Origin of the sequence: Cyanobium sp. NIES-981 (genome assembly GCF_900088535.1) — a bacterium.
In the GTDB taxonomy this organism is placed as follows: domain Bacteria; phylum Cyanobacteriota; class Cyanobacteriia; order PCC-6307; family Cyanobiaceae; genus NIES-981.
This window is the reverse complement of the sequence record NZ_LT578417.1, coordinates 1,695,259-1,713,055: the sequence shown is the minus strand read 5'-3', so window position 1 is coordinate 1,713,055 and position 17,797 is coordinate 1,695,259. Positions and strand designations below refer to the sequence as shown.

Annotated in this window: 14 protein-coding genes; 7 read left to right on the top strand and 7 right to left on the bottom strand. The window is 69.5% G+C overall.

Going from position 1 to position 17,797, the window contains the following annotated elements; all coding sequences use genetic code 11:
* The first annotated feature begins 4 nt into the window (after positions 1-4).
* Positions 5-1,849 carry an ATP-dependent zinc metalloprotease FtsH3 gene (gene ftsH3 / locus CBM981_RS08855; RefSeq protein WP_087068110.1) on the top strand — a complete coding sequence of 615 codons (1,845 nt, stop codon included), beginning with the start codon at positions 5-7 and terminating at the stop codon, positions 1,847-1,849.
* A complete protein-coding gene (locus CBM981_RS08850; RefSeq protein ID WP_369801694.1) occupies positions 1,846-2,529 on the top strand; it encodes a bifunctional 4-hydroxy-2-oxoglutarate aldolase/2-dehydro-3-deoxy-phosphogluconate aldolase in 684 nt (227 codons plus the stop codon). Before ftsH3 ends, CBM981_RS08850 begins: the two co-directional genes overlap by 4 nt.
* On the opposite strand, the gene aroC is transcribed toward CBM981_RS08850, so the two are convergent.
* The 3 genes from aroC to psbA all read right to left on the bottom strand — a co-directional run bounded on the left by aroC (position 2,511) and on the right by psbA (position 5,838).
* Complete coding sequence (aroC, locus tag CBM981_RS08845) at positions 2,511-3,599, bottom strand: chorismate synthase (protein ID WP_087068108.1); 1,089 nt, start codon at positions 3,597-3,599, stop codon at positions 2,511-2,513. The two genes, CBM981_RS08850 and aroC, sit on opposite strands and share 19 nt — an antisense overlap.
* A gap of 71 nt (positions 3,600-3,670) precedes the next feature.
* Positions 3,671-4,543 carry a bile acid:sodium symporter family protein gene (locus CBM981_RS08840; RefSeq protein WP_087068107.1) on the bottom strand — a complete coding sequence of 291 codons (873 nt, stop codon included), beginning with the start codon at positions 4,541-4,543 and terminating at the stop codon, positions 3,671-3,673.
* Between the two features lie 215 nt (positions 4,544-4,758).
* The gene (gene psbA / locus CBM981_RS08835) at positions 4,759-5,838 is read right to left on the bottom strand and encodes a photosystem II q(b) protein (RefSeq protein WP_087068106.1); all 1,080 of its coding nucleotides are present in this window, start codon (positions 5,836-5,838) and stop codon (positions 4,759-4,761) included.
* A gap of 225 nt (positions 5,839-6,063) precedes the next feature.
* On the opposite strand from psbA, the gene cofG reads away from it, so the two are divergent.
* Both cofG and CBM981_RS08825 read left to right on the top strand, forming a co-directional pair.
* Positions 6,064-7,053: a 7,8-didemethyl-8-hydroxy-5-deazariboflavin synthase subunit CofG gene (gene cofG, locus CBM981_RS08830; RefSeq protein ID WP_087068105.1), complete on the top strand. Its 990-nt coding sequence runs from the start codon at positions 6,064-6,066 to the stop codon at positions 7,051-7,053.
* 33 nt (positions 7,054-7,086) lie between these two features.
* Positions 7,087-8,667 carry a photosystem II high light acclimation radical SAM protein gene (locus CBM981_RS08825; protein ID WP_087068104.1) on the top strand — a complete coding sequence of 527 codons (1,581 nt, stop codon included), beginning with the start codon at positions 7,087-7,089 and terminating at the stop codon, positions 8,665-8,667.
* Between the two features lie 323 nt (positions 8,668-8,990).
* Here the strand turns inward: CBM981_RS08825 and CBM981_RS08820 are convergent, their stop codons facing one another.
* From CBM981_RS08820 to CBM981_RS08810, 3 genes are all read right to left on the bottom strand, one after another.
* A complete protein-coding gene (locus tag CBM981_RS08820) occupies positions 8,991-9,821 on the bottom strand; it encodes a CPBP family intramembrane glutamic endopeptidase (RefSeq protein ID WP_087068103.1) in 831 nt (276 codons plus the stop codon).
* On the bottom strand, positions 9,821-10,147 hold the full coding sequence (clpS, locus tag CBM981_RS08815; protein ID WP_225867319.1) for an ATP-dependent Clp protease adapter ClpS: 327 nt from the start codon (positions 10,145-10,147) through the stop codon (positions 9,821-9,823). Before clpS ends, CBM981_RS08820 begins: the two co-directional genes overlap by 1 nt.
* Before the next feature lie 109 nt (positions 10,148-10,256).
* Positions 10,257-11,483 (bottom strand): LL-diaminopimelate aminotransferase, encoded by a 1,227-nt coding sequence (locus tag CBM981_RS08810; protein WP_087068102.1) that lies wholly within the window; start codon positions 11,481-11,483, stop codon positions 10,257-10,259.
* 79 nt (positions 11,484-11,562) lie between these two features.
* Between CBM981_RS08810 and CBM981_RS08805 the strand changes: the two genes are divergently transcribed.
* The 3 genes from CBM981_RS08805 to CBM981_RS08795 all read left to right on the top strand — a co-directional run bounded on the left by CBM981_RS08805 (position 11,563) and on the right by CBM981_RS08795 (position 17,338).
* Positions 11,563-14,271 carry a TIGR03960 family B12-binding radical SAM protein gene (locus CBM981_RS08805; protein ID WP_087068101.1) on the top strand — a complete coding sequence of 903 codons (2,709 nt, stop codon included), beginning with the start codon at positions 11,563-11,565 and terminating at the stop codon, positions 14,269-14,271.
* Positions 14,272-14,624: 353 nt separating this feature from the next.
* Positions 14,625-16,676 carry an Rne/Rng family ribonuclease gene (locus CBM981_RS08800; protein WP_087068100.1) on the top strand — a complete coding sequence of 684 codons (2,052 nt, stop codon included), beginning with the start codon at positions 14,625-14,627 and terminating at the stop codon, positions 16,674-16,676.
* A gap of 5 nt (positions 16,677-16,681) precedes the next feature.
* Positions 16,682-17,338 (top strand): ribonuclease HII, encoded by a 657-nt coding sequence (locus CBM981_RS08795; protein ID WP_087068099.1) that lies wholly within the window; start codon positions 16,682-16,684, stop codon positions 17,336-17,338.
* Here CBM981_RS08795 and CBM981_RS08790 read toward each other — a convergent pair.
* Positions 17,277-17,789, bottom strand: coding sequence for a DUF1997 domain-containing protein (locus tag CBM981_RS08790; RefSeq protein ID WP_087068098.1), 513 nt, complete (start codon positions 17,787-17,789; stop codon positions 17,277-17,279). The genes CBM981_RS08795 and CBM981_RS08790 overlap by 62 nt on opposite strands.
* Positions 17,790-17,797: the final 8 nt, after the last annotated feature.

The following is a 17,797-nucleotide window of genomic DNA, read 5'->3' as shown; positions in this document are numbered from 1 at the left end:
GGCCGTGAAAAAACGCTGGCGCAACGCGGGGCTGTATGTGCTCCTGGTGGTTGTGGTGATCGCCGTGGGCACGGCCTTCCTCGACCGCCCCAATCCGGCCAACGCCCCCCGCACCCTGCGCTACAGCGACTTCGTCGAAGCCGTGCAGGACAACGAGGTGTCGCGGGTGCTGATCTCCCCGGACCGCGGCACGGCCCAGGTGGTGGAGAGCGACGGGCGCCGCGCCATGGTGAACCTGGCTCCCGACAAGGACCTGCTCAAGCTGCTCACCGACCACGACGTGGACATCGCCGTGCAGCCGAGCCGTGAACCGGCGGCCTGGCAGCAGGCGGCCGGCAGCCTGATCTTCCCCCTGCTCCTGCTGGGCGGCCTGTTCTTCCTGCTGCGCCGCGCCCAGGGGGGCGGCGGCAACCCGGCCATGAGCTTCGGCAAGAGCAAGGCCCGCGTTCAGATGGAGCCCCAGACCCAGGTCACCTTCGGGGATGTGGCGGGCATCGAGGGCGCCAAGCTGGAGCTCACCGAGGTGGTGGATTTCCTCAAGAACCCCGACCGCTTCACGGCGGTGGGCGCCAAGATCCCCAAGGGTGTGCTCCTGGTGGGCCCTCCCGGTACCGGCAAGACCCTGCTCGCCAAGGCCGTGGCCGGGGAAGCCGGTGTGCCCTTCTTCTCGATCTCCGGATCGGAGTTCGTCGAGATGTTCGTCGGTGTCGGCGCCAGCCGGGTGCGCGACCTGTTCGAGCAGGCCAAGAAGAACGCTCCCTGCATCGTGTTCATCGATGAGATCGATGCGGTGGGCCGCCAGCGTGGTGCCGGCCTGGGCGGCGGCAATGACGAGCGGGAGCAGACCCTGAACCAGCTGCTCACCGAAATGGACGGCTTCGAGGGCAACACGGGCATCATCATCGTGGCGGCCACCAACCGGCCGGATGTGCTGGATGCCGCGCTGATGCGTCCGGGCCGCTTCGACCGCCAGGTGGTGGTGGACCGGCCCGACTACAGCGGCCGGCTGCAGATCCTCGAGGTGCACGCCCGCGGCAAGACCCTGGCCAAGGACGTCGACCTCGACAAGGTGGCCCGCCGGACGCCGGGCTTCACCGGTGCCGATCTGGCCAACCTGCTCAACGAGGCGGCCATTCTGGCGGCACGGCGCCAGCTCACCGAGGTGTCGATGGATGAGGTGAACGACGCCATCGAGCGGGTGATGGCGGGTCCGGAGAAGAAGGACCGGGTGATGAGTGAGCGTCGCAAGCGCCTGGTGGCTTACCACGAGGCGGGCCATGCCCTGGTGGGCGCCCTGATGCCCGACTACGACCCGGTGCAGAAGATCTCGATCATTCCACGCGGCCAGGCCGGCGGCCTCACCTTCTTCACTCCCAGTGAGGAGCGGATGGAGTCGGGCCTCTATTCCCGCGCCTATCTGCAGAACCAGATGGCCGTGGCCCTCGGGGGCCGGGTGGCTGAGGAAATCGTCTACGGCGATGACGAGGTCACCACCGGTGCCTCCAACGACCTTCAGCAGGTGGCCCGGGTGGCCCGTCAGATGGTGACCCGCTTCGGCATGAGTGAAAAGCTCGGGCCCGTGGCCCTGGGCCGCAGCCAGGGCGGCATGTTCCTCGGCCGCGACATCGCCGCCGAGCGCGATTTCTCCGAAGACACCGCAGCCACCATCGACGAGGAGGTGAGTCAGCTGGTGGAGGAGGCCTACCGCCGGGCCACCGAGGTGCTCACCAACAACCGGTCCGTGCTCGATCAGCTCGCCGATCTCCTGGTGGAGAAGGAGACCGTGGATGCCGAAGAGCTTCAGGAGCTGCTGATCGGCAGCGATGTGCGGGTGGCCGAGTACGTCTGAGCGACAGCGGCCTGAGCGACCCCTTCCCACCTCTGATCCAGGCCCTGCACCACCAGCCCCTGCTGGTGGTGCTGCGCGCTGAGCAGCCTCTGGAGCTGGTGCCTCGCCTCACAGCCCTGGCGGCGCTGGGTCTCAGGCACGTGGAGATCGCCTGGCAGAACCATCCCCGCTGGGTTGCCCAGTGCCTGGAGCTGCGGCACGTTTTCCCACAACTCCGCTTGGGGGCTGCCTCGGTCTGCAGCCTCCCTGCCCTGCAGATGGTGCAGGAGGCGGGTCTCAGCTTTGCCATGTCGCCCGTGCTCAGCCCAGAGCTCTGGTGTGAGGCCCGCCGCTCCGGTCTGGCCCTGGTTCCCGGGGTCTACACCCCTTCCGAGGTGCAGCAGGCCAGGGCCCTGGGATGTCCAGCCGTGAAGCTGTTTCCGGCGTCCGCGCTCGGACCGCACTACTGGCGCCAGCTGCGTGCCCCCCTGGGCGACCTTCCCTTCTGCATCGCCGCCGGCGGCCTGCGACCGGCGGACGTGCTCCCCTGGCTGGACGCCGGCGTGGAAGCGGTGGCGCTCGGTGGCGGTCTCGACGGTCCGGGTGGGGTGGAGTGCCTCCGCTCGCTCCTCGGCCGGCTGCCTCCCTCCCCGCCGGCGTCAGCGCCGCCGGGCTCTCCTCTTCACCAGAGGCTGCACTGACCCTGCTGGCGCAGCAGGTGATCGGCCAGCACCAGCGCCACCATGGCCTCCACCATCGGCACCGCCCGCGGCAGCACGCAGGGATCGTGGCGGCCCTTGGCCGCCAGGGTGGTGGCGGCACCGCTGGCGTCGATGGTCTGCTGCTCCTTGCGGATGGTGGCCGTGGGTTTGAACGCCACCCGGATCACGATCGCCTCTCCATTGCTGATGCCCCCCTGGATGCCGCCGGAGTTGTTGGTGGCGGTGCGCAGCCGGCCTTCGCGGCTGGGCAGGAAGGCGTCATTGTGCTCGCTCCCCTTCAGCAGGGTGCCGCCGAAGCCGGAGCCGATCTCGAATCCTTTCGTGGCCGGCAGTGACATCACCGCCTTGGCCAGATCGGCCTCCAGCTTGTCGAACACGGGCATGCCCAGCCCCACGGGCGGGTTGCGCACCACGCATTCGATCACGCCGCCGCAGGAATCCCCTTCCCGGCCGATGGCCTCGATGCGGCTGATCATGGCTTCGGCCGCCGCCGGATCCGGACAACGCACGATGGTGCCCTCCACATCCTCCAGGCTCACGCCCGCCGGATCGATGTCCGCTTCGATCGTGTGGATGCGCTTCACCCAGGCCAGAACCTCCGTGCCGTTCGCTCTGGCCAGCAGTTGCTTGGCGATGGCACCGGCCGCCACGCGCCCGATCGTCTCGCGGGCCGAGGCCCGTCCGCCGCCGCTGCGGGCCTGGATGCCGTACTTGGCCTGGTAGGTGGCATCGGCATGGGAGGGGCGGAATGCCACGGCCATCTCCCTGTAGTCGCCGGGCCGCTGGTCCTTGTTGCGCACCAGCATCGCGATCGGCGTACCCAGGGTCTGGCCATCCAGCAGGCCGCTGAGGATCTCGACGCGGTCCTCCTCCTGGCGTGGTGTGGTGATCCGGCTCTGGCCGGGTCTGCGCCGGTCCAGATCCCGCTGGATCAGCTCCGGATCCACCGCCAGGCGCGGGGGGCAGCCGTCCACGATCACCCCTACCCCGCCGCCATGGGATTCCCCGAAGGTGCTGATGCGAAAGAGCTGGCCGAAGCTGCTGCCCATGGCTGTTCCACGTTGCAGCGAGCGTAGGGGTTGGGCTCTGCCGCCGAGGCGCCCAGAGGTGCTGGCTGCGCTCAGGCGGTCAGGGTGTCGCCCCCCGTCTTCAGCACCTCCAGCCGGTTGAGGGACTGCAGGAAGGGGATCGAGAGCAGCACGGTCACCAGCACGTAGGTGAGCACGGCCACCGACACGCCGGGCAGATCCCGGGCGTAGGTGGTGGCGAACATCAGAGCCATGCCGGGATTGCGCATGGAGGTCACCAGGGCCACGGTGATGCGCTCGAGCCGGTTGGGCCCGGCGAGGGCGTAACCAAGGCCAAGGCAGAGCCCCACCATCAGCACCATCAGCACCAGGCCCATGGCATTGGCGGCCATGAACGGCAGCAGCTTCGGTCCCGCCTTGAACAGCACAGCGGCGATCAGCAGCAGGAGCAGGCCGTTGGCCACCCGGTTGAGGGGAGATTCGATCCGATCGGCCAGCCCGGGCTTCCAGCCCTGAATGCCCATCCCCAGCACGAGCGGCAACACCTGGGTGCGTCCCACCTGCAGCGCCACCTCCACAGGTCCGATGTCCCAGGAGGTGGTGCTGTAGGCGGCACGGTACACATCCGCCATCAGCGGCACGGACACGATGGCGGAGATCGCCGCGCCCACCTGGAGCACCGCCGCCAGTTCCCGGTCGCCGCCCTTCTTGCCGGCCTTGCGCAGGGTAAGGGGGGCGCTGGGACACACCGCCATCAGGGCCAGGCCGATCCGGGCCGAGGGTGCCAGCCCCTGGCCCACAGGCAGATGCAGCACTGCCAGAGCCAGGAGGGGCACCAGGAGGCAGGAGGCGGGCAGCACCCTCAGGAACAGGCCAGGGCGCTGGCGGATCCGGCCAAGGGCCTCCAGTTTCAGGCCCATCCCCAGAGCCAGCATGATCGTGAACAGGGTGATCGAGGCGAACATGCGGCCTTGGGCGCAGAGCAGTGCTGGTTCCCGGAACCCTAGGGAGGAAGGCTGTCCCTGTCCGGGATCCCCACCTGACTGTGTGACCGGGCCGCCCATGGACGCCATCCGCCGGGCCATGACCGGGCCATGACATGAAAAAGCCCCCCTCGAGGAGGGGGGCCGGCGGGATTCCGTTGGGGTGATCGCCTCCAGCAGAGGCGATCGCTTCAGCCTCAGCCGATCGCCGGAGCGGTCAGCGCCACAGGGGTGGCTTCGGCAGCCGCCAGGTCGAGCGGGAAGTTGTGAGCGTTGCGCTCGTGCATCACTTCCATACCCAGGTTGGCGCGGTTCAGCACATCGGCCCAGGTGTTCACCACACGGCCCTGGCCGTCGAGGATCGACTGGTTGAAGTTGAAACCGTTCAGGTTGAAGGCCATCGTGCTCACGCCCAGGGCGGTGAACCAGATGCCGACCACAGGCCAGGCAGCCAGGAAGAAGTGCAGGCTGCGGCTGTTGTTGAAGCTGGCGTACTGGAAGATCAGGCGACCGAAGTAACCGTGGGCAGCCACGATGTTGTAGGTCTCTTCCTCTTGGCCGAACTTGTAGCCGTAGTTCTGGCTCTCGCTCTCGGTGGTCTCACGCACCAGGGAGGAGGTCACCAGCGAACCGTGCATGGCGGAGAAAAGGGAGCCACCGAACACACCGGCCACACCCAGCATGTGGAAGGGGTGCATCAGGATGTTGTGCTCAGCCTGGAACACCAGCATGAAGTTGAAGGTGCCGCTGATGCCGAGGGGCATGCCGTCGGAGAAGGAGCCCTGACCGAAGGGGTACACCAGGAACACGGCGCTGGCAGCAGCCACGGGGGCGCTGTAGGCGACGCAGATCCAGGGGCGCATGCCCAGGCGGTAGGAGAGTTCCCACTCACGACCCATGTAGCAGAAGATGCCGATGAGGAAGTGGAACACCACCAGCTGGTAAGGACCGCCGTTGTACAGCCACTCGTCGAGGCTGGCGGCTTCCCAGATGGGGTAGAAGTGCAGGCCGATGGCGTTGCTGGAGGGCACAACAGCACCGGAGATGATGTTGTTGCCGTAGATCAGCGAACCGGCCACGGGCTCACGGATGCCGTCGATGTCGACGGGGGGCGCAGCGATGAACGCCACGATGTAGCAGATGGTGGCAGCCAGCAGGGTGGGGATCATCAGCACACCGAACCAGCCCACGTAGAGGCGGTTGTTGGTGGAGGTGACCCACTCGCAGAACTGCTGCCAGCTGTTGGCGCCGGAGCGCTGCTGGAGAGTGGTGGTCATGAGAACAGGAGAATGGTGCTCCGAAGAGCGGGTAAGTAGGGCGGCACTGCCGGTGAAGCACAGATCCCGCGAGGGCTCTGGGGCTAGGTCGGCGGCCGCGGACGGAATCCCGTCACCAATGAATGTAACACAACATTGCGGGGTTTGTGAAGAGGGGTTGCAGGTGGTGAAGGGTTTCCGGGGGAAGGCCCTGGCCCGGCGGGCGGCCTGGCCTGCAGAGCGGCGATGCCCATGAAGTCCCGAGGCCGTGTCATCACCTGGAGTCCGAGCGTCACGCTGGTGCCCACCCGCGCCTGCTTCAACCGCTGCGCCTATTGCAGCTTCCGGGAACCCTTGCCCGTTGCCACCGGCCCCACTCCCAGCCCGATGCCCCTGCTCGACGATGCCGCGGCATCCGAGCAGCTGGCCCGCCGGCCGCAGGCGGCGGAGGTGCTGCTCCTCAGCGGTGAGGTGGCCCCGCATTCCCCACAGCGCCCGTCGTGGTTCGCCGGCCTGATGCGCCTCAGCCGTCTGGCCCTGCGGGGCGGGCGGCTGCCGCACACGAATGCCGGCCCCCTGGGCCTCCGGGAGATGGCGCAGCTGGGCCGGCTGAATCCCTCCATGGGTCTCATGCTGGAGGGGCTGGGGCCGGCCTATGCGGCCCTGCACCGCCAGGCCCCCAGCAAGGTGTTGGAGGTGCGCCTGCAGCAGCTGGAGCAGGCCGGCCGGCTGGGGATCCCCTTCACCACCGGGCTGCTGCTGGGGGTGGGGGAAACCCGCGCCGACCGGCACGAAGCCCTCGAGCTGCTGGCGCTGTTGCACGCCACCTGGGGCCATCTCCAGGAGGTGATCCTGCAGCCGTTCCGTCCGGATGGTGAGGCAGCGGCGCCCCTGGGGGCTGCTGAAGCCGCCCCCCTGCTCGAACTGATCGCCGAAGCCAGGCAGATCCTCCCGGCCGAGGTGCACCTGCAGCTGCCGCCGAACCTCTGGCCCCGGGACCTGCTGCTCGACGCCATCGCCGCAGGAATCGACGATCTCGGCGGTCTGGACACGGAGGACGTGATCAATCCCGCCTACCCCCAGCCCGGCCCCGCCGCCCTGGCGGAGTTGCTGGGTTCCGCCGGCTGGGAGCTGCGCCCGCGGCTCTGCGTGCATCCGCGCTGGATCCCCTGGCTGCCGGCGACCCTGCGGACCGCGGTGGAGGCCGCAGCCCAGCGGCTCCCGCTGGATGGTTAGGGTCCCGTCACAGGCATCACGAACCACACGGCCGTGGCATCCCCCACCGACCCCAGGGTGCTGCTCGTCCGGCTTCCCTGCAATCCCATCTTTCCCATCGGCCCCATCTACCTGGCCGATCACCTGCACAAGCAGTTCCCCGGGATGCCCCAGCGCATCCTCGATCTGGCGGCTGTGCCCCTTCTCGATGTGGAGCTCTGCCTGGCCCGGGAGGTGGAGGCGTTCCAGCCCACCCTGCTGGTGTTCTCCTGGCGCGACATCCAGATCTATGCCCCGGTGGACGGGCGCAGCGGCAACCCCCTGCAGCATTCCTTCGAGGTGTTCTATGCCCGCAATCCGCTCAAGCGGCTGAGGGGAGCCCTGGGAGGCCTGGGCCTGATGCGCTCCTTCTACGGGGAGCTCTGGCGCAATCTGCGGCTGGTGCGCCAGGGGGTGCGCCGGGCCCGGCGCCACCATCCCGAGGCCCGGGCCGTGATCGGTGGCGGCGCCGTGAGCGTGTTCTACGAGCAGCTCGGCCGCAGGCTGCCCCGCGGCACGGTGGTGTCGGTGGGGGAGGGCGAACCGCTGCTCGAGAAGCTGATCCGCGGCGAATCGATCGCGGCCGAACGCTGTTTCCTGGCCGGTGAGGCGCCCCGCCCGGGGCTGATCCACGAACAGCCCGGCGGCATGGAGAAAACCGCCTGCAACTACGACTACATCGCCTCGATCTGGCCCCAGCTCGCCTGGTACCTCGACGGCGGCGATTTCTACGTGGGCGTGCAGACCAAACGCGGCTGCCCCCACAACTGCTGCTACTGCGTCTACACCGTGGTGGAGGGCAAGGCCGTGCGGGTGAATCCCGTGGAGGAGGTGATCGCCGAGATGCGGCAGCTCTACGCCCGGGGCGTGCGGGGCTTCTGGTTCACCGATGCCCAGTTCATCCCGGCCCGCCGCTACATCGAGGATGCCAAGGCGCTGCTGCGGGCGATCCAGGCCGAGGGCTGGACCGACATCCGCTGGGCGGCCTACATCCGGGCCGACAACCTCGACGCCGAGCTGGCGGAACTGATGGTGGCCACCGGCATGAGCTACTTCGAGATCGGCATCACCTCCGGCAGCCAGGAGCTCGTGCGCAAGATGCGCATGGGGTACAACCTGCGCACGGTGCTGGAGAACTGCCGCCTGCTGGCCCGGGCCGGCTTCCAGGACCAGGTGTCGGTGAACTACTCCTTCAACGTGATCGACGAGCGGCCCGAAACCATCCGCCAGACCGTGGCCTACCACCGCGCTCTCGAGGCGATCTTCGGTGCCGACAAGGTGGAACCGGCCATCTTCTTCATCGGCCTGCAACCCCACACCCATCTGGAGCAGTACGGCTTCGAGCAGGGCATGATCAAGCCGGGCTACAACCCGATGAGCATGATGCCCTGGGCGGCGCGCAAGACGCTCTGGAACCCCGAGCCGATGGGAAGCACCTTCGGCAGGATCTGCCTGGAGGCCTTTGACCGCAATCCCGCTGACTTCGGCCGCACGGTGATGGATCTGCTGGAACGCGACTACGGTCTGGCCCCCCTGGAGGAGGCGCTGCGGGCGCCGGTGGAGGGCCGCCGCGCCCTGGCCACGGCCAGGTCCTGAGGCCAGGACCCGAGGCTCCCGCTTCGCTCAGCCGCCATCAGATCGGCTGGGTGAACCGATGGGGCACCCCAGGCGCCTGCAGGCGACGCGCAGACGCCCGGGAGAGCACCTGAGCGTGCTGTTCTGGGCTTTTCCTCTTCAGGCTGAGAATCCAAGCTCTCAACCCAAGCTGAGAATCTGAGCGGAGCAATGCAACCCAGTCTGTGGGCCCTGGGTGCGCGCCGCGAGGGGCTTGATTCCGAGAGCGAACGCGCTCCACCCACCCAGGCTTCGCTGAGCTCAGCCATCGCGAGGTGGTAGCGCAGCCAGAGGGTCAGGAGCGCTCATGGGTCTTTGCGCCGGCGGCTCATCAACAGGATGGCCAGACCGATCCAGCCGAGCAGTCCTCCCAGCGGATTGATCGCCGCTCCGCCCGGGCCCGCCCACCAGCCCGCCGCGCTGGGCGACACCTCCAGCAGGCCGCTCTGCAGCAGAAACCAGCCCCCCACCAGGCCCCCGTGCAGCCCGGCGCATCCCCACAGGGAGCCGCCTCCCTCCCCCCTTTCCCGGGCCAGGCCGATCCCCAGCAGCATGAGGCCGCCCAGGAGGCTGAGGGCCAGCAGTCCCGGCTCCCGTGACCAGGGGTGCACCAGGGCGAACACACCGGCCTGCCCGATCAGGGCCCGCCGCCGGCTGACCAGCAGCTCCAGCTCCCCCCACAGCCAGCCGCGGAACAGGATCTCCTCGGCCAGGCCCACCCCGCCGCCGAGCAGCAGGGCGTTGGCCCAGCGTCCGGGGTCCGGCAGCTGGCCGGGCCAGTGGGCCTGCCGGCTGAGCAGCAGCCCGGCGCTCACGAACGCCAGCAGGCCGAAGGCACGCACCAGACCCACCAGAGCGGTGCGGACGGCGCGGGCCGGCGGCACCGCCAGGCCCAGACGCCGCCAGGGACGGTCCACCCCCCACACCCTGCGCAGGCGGACCGGCAGGGTGGCCAGGAGAAGGGCGAAGGCGATCACCGCCCCCGCCAGGTCCACCTGGTCAGGCCGCCATGCCGGCATCAGCCATCCCAGCGGGCGGGAGAGCAGAACCCCCGCCAGGTAGAGGAGAGGGACATACAGGAGCGTGCTCCACCAGCGCGGTGTGCCGGCGCTGTCTGCCGGCGCGAGCTGCCCCATCAGGTCTCGGGTTCGAGGCTGCTGGTGAGGCCCTTGGCCTTGAGGGTTTCGCAGTAGAACTCCGCCGGCTCCAGATCGCACACGATCACCAGGCCCACGCCGGTGTTGTGGGCTTCCAGCATCACCGCGATCGCATCCTGTTCACTCAGGGACGGCACCACCTGGCGCAGGGTGGTGACCACGTACTCCATCGAGTTCACGGGGTCGTTGTGGAGCAGCACCTTGTAGCGGGGCGAGGGTTTGCGCACCCGTTCGGGTGCCTTCTCCATCACCGCCGCACCGCTCTCACGGCTGGGGGTCTGGGTGGCCTGGGGCACTGTGGTCATGGCGGCAGCTGTCATGACGACTTCCTTATTTAAGGCGTGATTCAAGAAGCGTGCGATGGGTGGGGGACGGGTGGGCGCGGCTGCGCTGGAGCGGAGGGAGCGGGGCCCCTCAGAGCGCCCGGATGCGCCGCATCGCCTCCTCGACGTTCCCGCGGCTGTTGAAGGCCGAAAGGCGGAAGTAGCCCTCCCCGGCGGCGCCGAAGCCGCTGCCGGGGGTGCCCACCACATGGGCCTGGCCCAGCAGCAGATCGAAGAACCCCCAGGAATCCACCCCCTCGGGGGTCTTCACCCACACGTAGGGGGCCTGCTCGCCGCCGTACACCTGGAGACCGGCGGCGCCCAGCTCGCGGCGGATGATCGCGGCATTCTCCATGTAGAAGCGGATCAGCCCCTGCACCTGGGCCTGGCCTTCCGGGGAATACACCGCTTCGGCGCCCCGCTGCACGATGTAGCTCACGCCGTTGAACTTGGTGCTCTGCCGGCGGTTCCACAGGGTCCACAACTCCACCTGCTGGCCGTCCGCCGCCGTGCCCATCAGGCCGCGGGGCACCACGGTGAGGGCGCAGCGGGTGCCGGTGAAACCGGCGTTCTTGGAGAAGGAGCGGAACTCGATCGCGCACTCCCGGGCCCCCTCGATCTCGTAGATCGAGTGGGGCAGGCTCGGATCCTGGATGAAGGCCTCGTAGGCGGCATCGAACAGGATCAGGGCATCGTTGGCGCGGGCGTAGTCCACCCAGGCCTGCAGCTGCTCCCTGGTGGCCACCGCGCCGGTGGGGTTGTTGGGGAAGCAGAGATAGATCAGATCCACCTTGTTGGTGGGGATCTGGGCGGTGAAGCCGTTCCCGGCCGTGATCGGCAGGTAGGTGAGGCCGCCGTAGCGGCCGGCCCCATCGGCGTCGCCGGTGCGGCCCGCCATCACGTTGCTGTCCACATACACCGGGTACACCGGATCGGTCACGGCGATGCGGTTGCCCTCCCCCAGGATGTCGAGGATGTTGGCGCTGTCGCACTTCGATCCATCCGACACGAAGATCTCCTCGGCGGTGATCTGGCAGCCGCGGGCCTGGAAGTCGTGCTTCGCGATCGCCTCGCGCAGCCACAGATAGCCCTGCTCGGGGCCATAGCCGTGGAAGCCCTCGCGGGTGCCCATCGCATCGATGGCCGCCTTCATGGCGGTGCGGCACGCCTCCGGCAGGGGCTCGGTCACATCGCCGATGCCCAGCCGGATGATCTGGGCTTCGGGGTTGGCCTCGCTGAAGGCCTTCACCCGCCGGGCGATCTCGGGGAACAGATAGCCCGCCTTGAGCTTGAGGTAGTTGCCGTTGACCTGCACCACAGGGTTGCTGATCGAATCTCTGGCGGCATCCTGCTACGGCAGGGGCTGCATACCATCAACGCAGGCCTGCCGCCCCGCCGTGACCCTCGCTGCTTCCCCCGCGGTCAGCGCCGCTGCCCCCACCCCCGCTGCCCCCATCGACTTCGGGGCCCTGATCGACCTCACGATCAGCAAGCCCGCCCGCTACCTCGGCAATGAGCTGGGCGTGGAGCCGCGCGACTGGCAGGCCGCCGCCGTGCGCTGGGCCCTCACCTACCCCGAGGTCTACGAGGTGGGGGCCAGCAATCTCGGCCACGTCCTCCTCTATTCGATCCTCAACGCCCTGCCCGGCCAGCTCTGCGACCGCGCCTACCTGCCGGCCCCCGATCTGGCCGCCCGGCTGCGGGAGCGCGCGCTGCCTCTGTTCGCCGTGGAGAGCCGGCGTCCGCTGGCGGCCTTCGACATCCTCGGCTTCAGCCTCAGCTACGAGCTCGGCGGCACCAACATCCTGGAGATGCTGGATCTGGCCCGGTTGTCCCTGCGGGCCGACCGGCGCGGTGATCTGCCGCTGGCCCACCCCGAGGCGCCGCCGCTGATCTTCGCCGGCGGCCCCACCGCCACCAGCAACCCCGAGCCCTTCGCGGCCTTCTTCGACTTCATCGCCCTGGGCGATGGCGAGGAGCTGCTGCCCGAAATCGGCCTGGTGGTGGCCGAGGCCAAGGCCGCCGGCCTCAGCCGCCGCGACACCCTGCGGGATCTGGCCCAGGTGCCGGGGGTCTACGTGCCCGCCCTCTATGGCCCGGGTGCCGATGGGGTCACGATCGAGCCGCTGGAGCCAGGCCTGCCGCGCCGCATCCAGCGCCGCACCGCCACGCCCATGCCCCACTACGCCATGGGGCTGGTGCCCCATATCGAGACGGTGCACGACCGGCTCACGGTGGAGATCCGGCGGGGCTGCACCCGCGGCTGCCGCTTCTGCCAGCCCGGCATGCTCACCCGTCCGGCCCGGGACGTGGAGCCGGAGGCGGTGATCGAGGCGGTGGAGGAGGGGATGCGCCGCACCGGCTATGCCGATTTCTCCCTCCTCTCCCTGAGCTGCTCCGACTACCTGGCCCTGCCGGCGGTGGGCGTGGAGCTGCGCAACCGCCTCGCCGACCGGAACGTGAGCCTCACCCTGCCGAGCCAGCGGGTGGACCGCTTCGATGCGGACATCGCCCACATCCTCGGCGGCACCCGCAGGGCCGGGCTCACCTTCGCGCCGGAGGCCGGCACCCAGCGGCTGCGCGACATCGTGAACAAGGGCCTCACCGATGCCGACCTGCTGCGCGGCATCCGCACGGCGATGGAGAGCGGCTACCGCAAGGTGAAGCTCTACTTCATGGTGGGCCTGCCCGGAGAAACCGATGCCGATGTGCTGGGCATCGCCGACACCTGCCGCCGGCTGCAGGAGCAGTGCCGCGATCTGGGGCGGCTGGAGCTGAATCTCACCATCAGCAACTTCACCCCCAAGCCCCACACGCCGTTCCAGTGGCACAGCGTGTCCACCGAGGAGTTGCGACGGCGCCAGGGGCTGCTGCGGCAGGCCCTGCGCCAGCTGCGCGGCATCAAGACGAACTTCACCGACGTGCGCCTCTCCGCCGTGGAGGACTTCGTGGGCCGGGGCGACCGCCGCCTGGCGCCGGTGATCGAGGCCGCCTGGCGCGCCGGTGCGGGCCTCGATGCCTGGTTCGAGTCGGCCGACCGCACCTACACCGCCTGGACCGGGGCGATCGAGGCGGCCGGGCTGGGGGGCCGGTACCGGGCCCTGGAGATGGGCGCCTGGAGTGCGGCTGAAGCCCTCAGCGCCGACGATCTCGCCGGTTTCTGCCGCCAGAGCCTGCCCTGGGATCACGTTGATTCCGGGGTCGACAAGCTCTGGCTGGCCGAGGATCTGCAGCGGGCCCTGGTGGCGACGGTGGTGCCCGACTGCTCCTTCGACGGATGCAGCAGCTGTGGCGTCTGCGGCCCCGAGCTGGGCCACAACGTGGTGATCCCCGCCCCTGTGGTGCCGGCCCAGCTGCCCCAGAGGCCCCCCGGCAGTGAGCGGGTGCAGCGGCTGCGCCTCGGCTTCGCCAAAACCGGCTCCCTGGCCTTGATCAGCCACTTGGACACCCTGCGCCTGCTGGAGCGGGCGCTGCGCCGCTCGGGGCTGCCGGTGAGCTTCACCGGCGGTTTCCACCCCCTGCCACGGCTGCAGCTGGCGCTGCCCCTGCCCCTGGGGGTGGAGGGTCTCGGGGAATGGATGGATCTGGAGTTCACCGAGGTGCTGGATCCCGCCGAGGCTCGGCACCGGCTGCAGGAGCAGGTGCCGGCTGAATTTCAGCTGCTTTCGGTGGCGGCCGTTCCCAGCTTCGGCCCCAGCCTCTCCCAGGAACTGGAGGCGGCCCACTGGCGCCTGGAGCTGCGCCCGGCGCCGGGAGCACTCGTGCCCTGCGTCGAGAGCTGGCCCCAGGCGATCGCCTCGCTGCTGGCGGCCGACTCCCTCCCCTGGCATGACCGCGACAAGAAGGGCCGTCCCCGCAGCCGCGAGTGCCGCCCGGCCCTTCGCCGCCTGCGTCAGCGGCCGGCGTGCCCTGGCGACCGTCCGCAGGACGGCCCGGTGGAGCTGGAGCTGGAGGCGGCCATCGATGCGAGCGGCCGCAGCATCAGGCCCGAGCAGCTGGCCCACTGGCTGGGCGAGGTGCTGGACGTTCCCCTCGTGTGCGGCGCGAGGCAGCGGCTGGCCCTCACCCTGCGCGAGCCTGACCGGGGCACGGACGACGCATGCTAATTTTCAGCCAAGGCGATCAGGCCGTTTGCCTGCAAGCTTCCGCGGCGTTTTCGCAGCGCACAGAGCTTTTCCAGCGCAGACCGCAGCCGGCAGCCACCTCCGTTGGCCCCTCTGCTCCAGAGTTCCCCGCTCTGGAAATCGCCCACAGCGCTTTCCAGTTCCCTGCGTCCTGAAAGCACTCCGCGGCTCGATGCGCGGTCAGATTCCAGCAGCATTGCGAGCAGCACTCCCGGAAACGGCCTGGCCTGTTCCGATCACGACATTCTTTCCATCGCCTTCCGGCAGGCCAGCTTTCGGCCTCCCGGTCTGCTTCATCCTCTGGCAGGGTCCCACGCGGGGCCACCTCTTACCCCATGCCCCAGCAGATCGTCATAGCCGAGCAACTGCGGATCGCTGCAGTGCTCAACGACGAACGTGTTGATGAGTTGATCGTGGCCCAGGGCCGCTACCAGATCGGTGATGTCTACCTCGGCACCGTCGAGAACGTGCTGCCGGGCATCGATGCGGCCTTCGTCAATATCGGCGAGAGCGAGAAGAACGGGTTCATCCACATCACAGATCTCGGCCCCTTAAGGCTGCGCAAGGGAGCAGCCGGCATCACCGAACTGCTCGAACCGAGGCAGAAGGTGCTGGTGCAGGTGATGAAGGAGCCCACCGGCACCAAGGGTCCGCGTCTCACCGGCAACCTGGCCCTGCCGGGGCGGTATCTGGTGCTGCAGCCCCATGGCCAGGGTGTCACGATCTCCCGCCGGGTGAATGGCGACAATGAGCGCAACCGCCTGCGGGCCCTGGGTGTGCTGATCAAGCCTCCCGGGGCGGGGCTGCTGGTGCGCACCGAGGCCGAGGGGGTGGGTGAGGACCTGCTGATCGAGGATCTCGAGTCGCTGCTGCGCCAATGGGAGGCCATCCAGGCCGCGGCCGAGACGGCTTCCCCGCCGGTGCTGCTCAACCGGGACGAGGACTTCATCCACCGCATCCTCCGCGATCTCTACAGCCAGGATCTGGTGCGGGTCGTGGTCGACAGTCCGGAAGGGGTGTCGCGGGCGAAGGCCTTCCTCGGCGCCGACCACGGCAACGTGCTGGTGGAGGCCCATGACGCCCCCACCGACATCCTCGAGGCCTACAAGGTCAGCGCCGCGATTCACGATGCCCTCAAGCCCCGGGTGGATCTGCCCTCGGGCGGCTACGTGATCATCGAGCCCACGGAGGCGCTCACCGTGATCGACGTCAACTCGGGGTCGTTCACCCGCTCGGCGAACGCCCGCGAGACGGTGCTGTGGACCAACTGCGAGGCCGCCGTCGAGATCGCCCGCCAACTCAAGCTCCGCAACATCGGCGGTGTGGTGGTGATCGATTTCATCGACATGGAATCGCGCCGGGATCAGCTCCAGGTGCTGGAGCATTTCACCCAGGCCGTGCGCGACGACGCGGCCCGTCCCCAGATCGCCCAGCTCACGGAACTGGGCCTGGTGGAGCTGACCCGCAAGCGGCAGGGGCAGAACATCTACGAACTCTTCGGCCGCGCCTGTCCCAGTTGCGGGGGGCTTGGCCACGTGGCGGTGCTCCCCGGGCGGGACAGCCTTCAGCCCCTGGCCAGTGCGGGTGGCCTGGTGCGTTCAGCGGCCGCGGCCCGTGCCGAGGTCGCCGCACCCTCCGCCGCGGCCGAGTCCGGCGGCTCCAGGCGCCGGCGCGGGGGACGGGGCGGCAGATCCTCGGTGGAATCCGGGGACTCCGCCGTGTTCGTTCCCGTGGCGCCGCTGCTGGACCAGGATCAGGAGGACGGGGCCCGGCCCAGCCAGGACGCTCCCCGCCGCCCTGAGCCTGAGGTGCTCACGGTGCCGATGGATGCGGACCAGGAAGCGGTCTATGGCTGGCTGGGTCTGAGTCCGGTCCTCCTGCTGGAGGCTCCTCCTGCCTCCGACACCGCCGTGGTGCGGGTCGTGCGGCCCGGGGTGGACCCCGAGGCTGTGCGCGAGGAAGCACGGCAGGAGCTGGCCAGCAGCGGCTCGCGCCGGCGCCGGGGCCGAGGTGGTCGCGGCGGCAGTCAAGGGCAGGCGGTGGCCGAAGGCAGCGGCGAGGCGCCCCAGGCCGCGGCGGAATCCCCGCTCACCGCGGCCGCGAGCCTGGCGAATGGTGTCAGCCGCGGCGAGGCTGCCGGCACCCCGACGCGCACGGCACGCCGGGGCAGATCAGCCTCCCCTGCCCCCGCGCCGGTGGACATCACCCCGCTGCCGGCTCAGCTCAGCACCGAGACGGTGGTCACGGTCTCGGTGCCGACCCGGCGGGATGAGCCCGTGGCAGCACCGGTTCCCGCGGCGAGCGCCGCCACTGCCGTCAGCAGCCAAGCCCTGCCGGAGGACGGGGAACCCCGCCGCCGTCGGCGCCGTTCGTCTGCGGCCGTCTGAACTCCTTGGCCGATGACCCCTGGCTGGGCCGGGATCCGGCCTCCTGTGCCGGCGTGGACGAGGTCGGCCGGGGCTGCCTGTTCGGCCCGGTGTTCGCGGCAGCCGTGGTGCTCGGGGCAGATGCGGCCGCCGCGCTGTCCGCCCAGGGGTTGACCGACAGCAAGAAGCTCAGCCCCAGCCGCCGGGCGGCCCTCGTGCCGCGGATCCACCAGGCCGCTCAGGCCTGGGCTCTGGGCCAGGCCTCCGCTGCCGAGATCGACCGCCTCGGCATACGCCTGGCCACCGAGCGGGCCATGCTCCGGGCCCTGGCCAAGCTGCCCCGGCCCCCTGCCCTGCTCCTGGTTGACGGTGTGCTGCCCCTGCGGGGTTGGCCGGGTGACCAGGCCACGCTGGTGCGGGGTGACAGCCGCAACGCCGCCATCGCAGCCGCCAGCGTGTTGGCCAAGCAGGCCCGGGACCAGCTGATCCAGGCCCTGGCCGCCCGTTTCCCGGGCTATGGCCTCGAGCGTCATGCCGGCTACGGCACCGCCCAGCACCGCGCCGCCCTGCATGCGCTTGGCCCGACGGCGCTGCACCGCCGCAGCTTCCTCCGCAGGCTGCTCAGTGCTCCTGGCACCAGCACTCGAAGTCGGCCACCAGCTGCTGGCCCACCCGCCCCTTGATGCTCCGCAGGATCCCCGCCAGCACCGAGCGTCCGGTGGCCTCGAGCACCCGGGGGGGGATCAGGCGCAGCAGGGGTGGCTGGCTCACGCTCACGGCGAGGTTCGCCTCCCCTTCCAGCCCCTCATCGCCGGCCACCAGCCAGGAGCCCAGCTGCAGCTGAAAATCGTCCACCAGGCCTAGCCCTTCCAGCTGGCAATCACTGGCCTCGAGCTCCAGCCTGCCCGGCTCGAGGCGGGTGTGCAGCTCGACCACCGGCTGGATCTTCAGCTGAAACACCTCAAGATGGCTCACGGCGTAGCGGTAGCGGCCCGGCGCCAGCCGCTCGAGCTGGGAGGGATCCAGCAGGGCCTTGACCACGCGCTCCTCTTCGGCCAGATACCTGACCAACCTGTCCTTCTGGTGGCAAACGCCAAGTTGCAGTTGCTGACTGGCACGGAAGGCCAGGGGCATCGCCTGAG

Bases quoted from the DNA above. Each gene is read 5' to 3' on its own strand.
- aroC (WP_087068108.1), bottom strand. From the start codon at position 3,599: ATGGGCAGCAGCTTCGGCCAGCTCTTTCGCATCAGCACCTTCGGGGAA.
- CBM981_RS08840 (WP_087068107.1), bottom strand. From the start codon at position 4,543: ATGTTCGCCTCGATCACCCTGTTCACGATCATGCTGGCTCTGGGGATG.
- psbA (WP_087068106.1), bottom strand. From the start codon at position 5,838: ATGACCACCACTCTCCAGCAGCGCTCCGGCGCCAACAGCTGGCAGCAG.
- cofG (WP_087068105.1), top strand. From the start codon at position 6,064: ATGCCCATGAAGTCCCGAGGCCGTGTCATCACCTGGAGTCCGAGCGTC.
- CBM981_RS08820 (WP_087068103.1), bottom strand. From the start codon at position 9,821: ATGGGGCAGCTCGCGCCGGCAGACAGCGCCGGCACACCGCGCTGGTGG.
- clpS (WP_225867319.1), bottom strand. From the start codon at position 10,147: ATGACCACAGTGCCCCAGGCCACCCAGACCCCCAGCCGTGAGAGCGGT.
- CBM981_RS08800 (WP_087068100.1), top strand. From the start codon at position 14,625: ATGCCCCAGCAGATCGTCATAGCCGAGCAACTGCGGATCGCTGCAGTG.
- CBM981_RS08790 (WP_087068098.1), bottom strand. From the start codon at position 17,789: ATGCCCCTGGCCTTCCGTGCCAGTCAGCAACTGCAACTTGGCGTTTGC.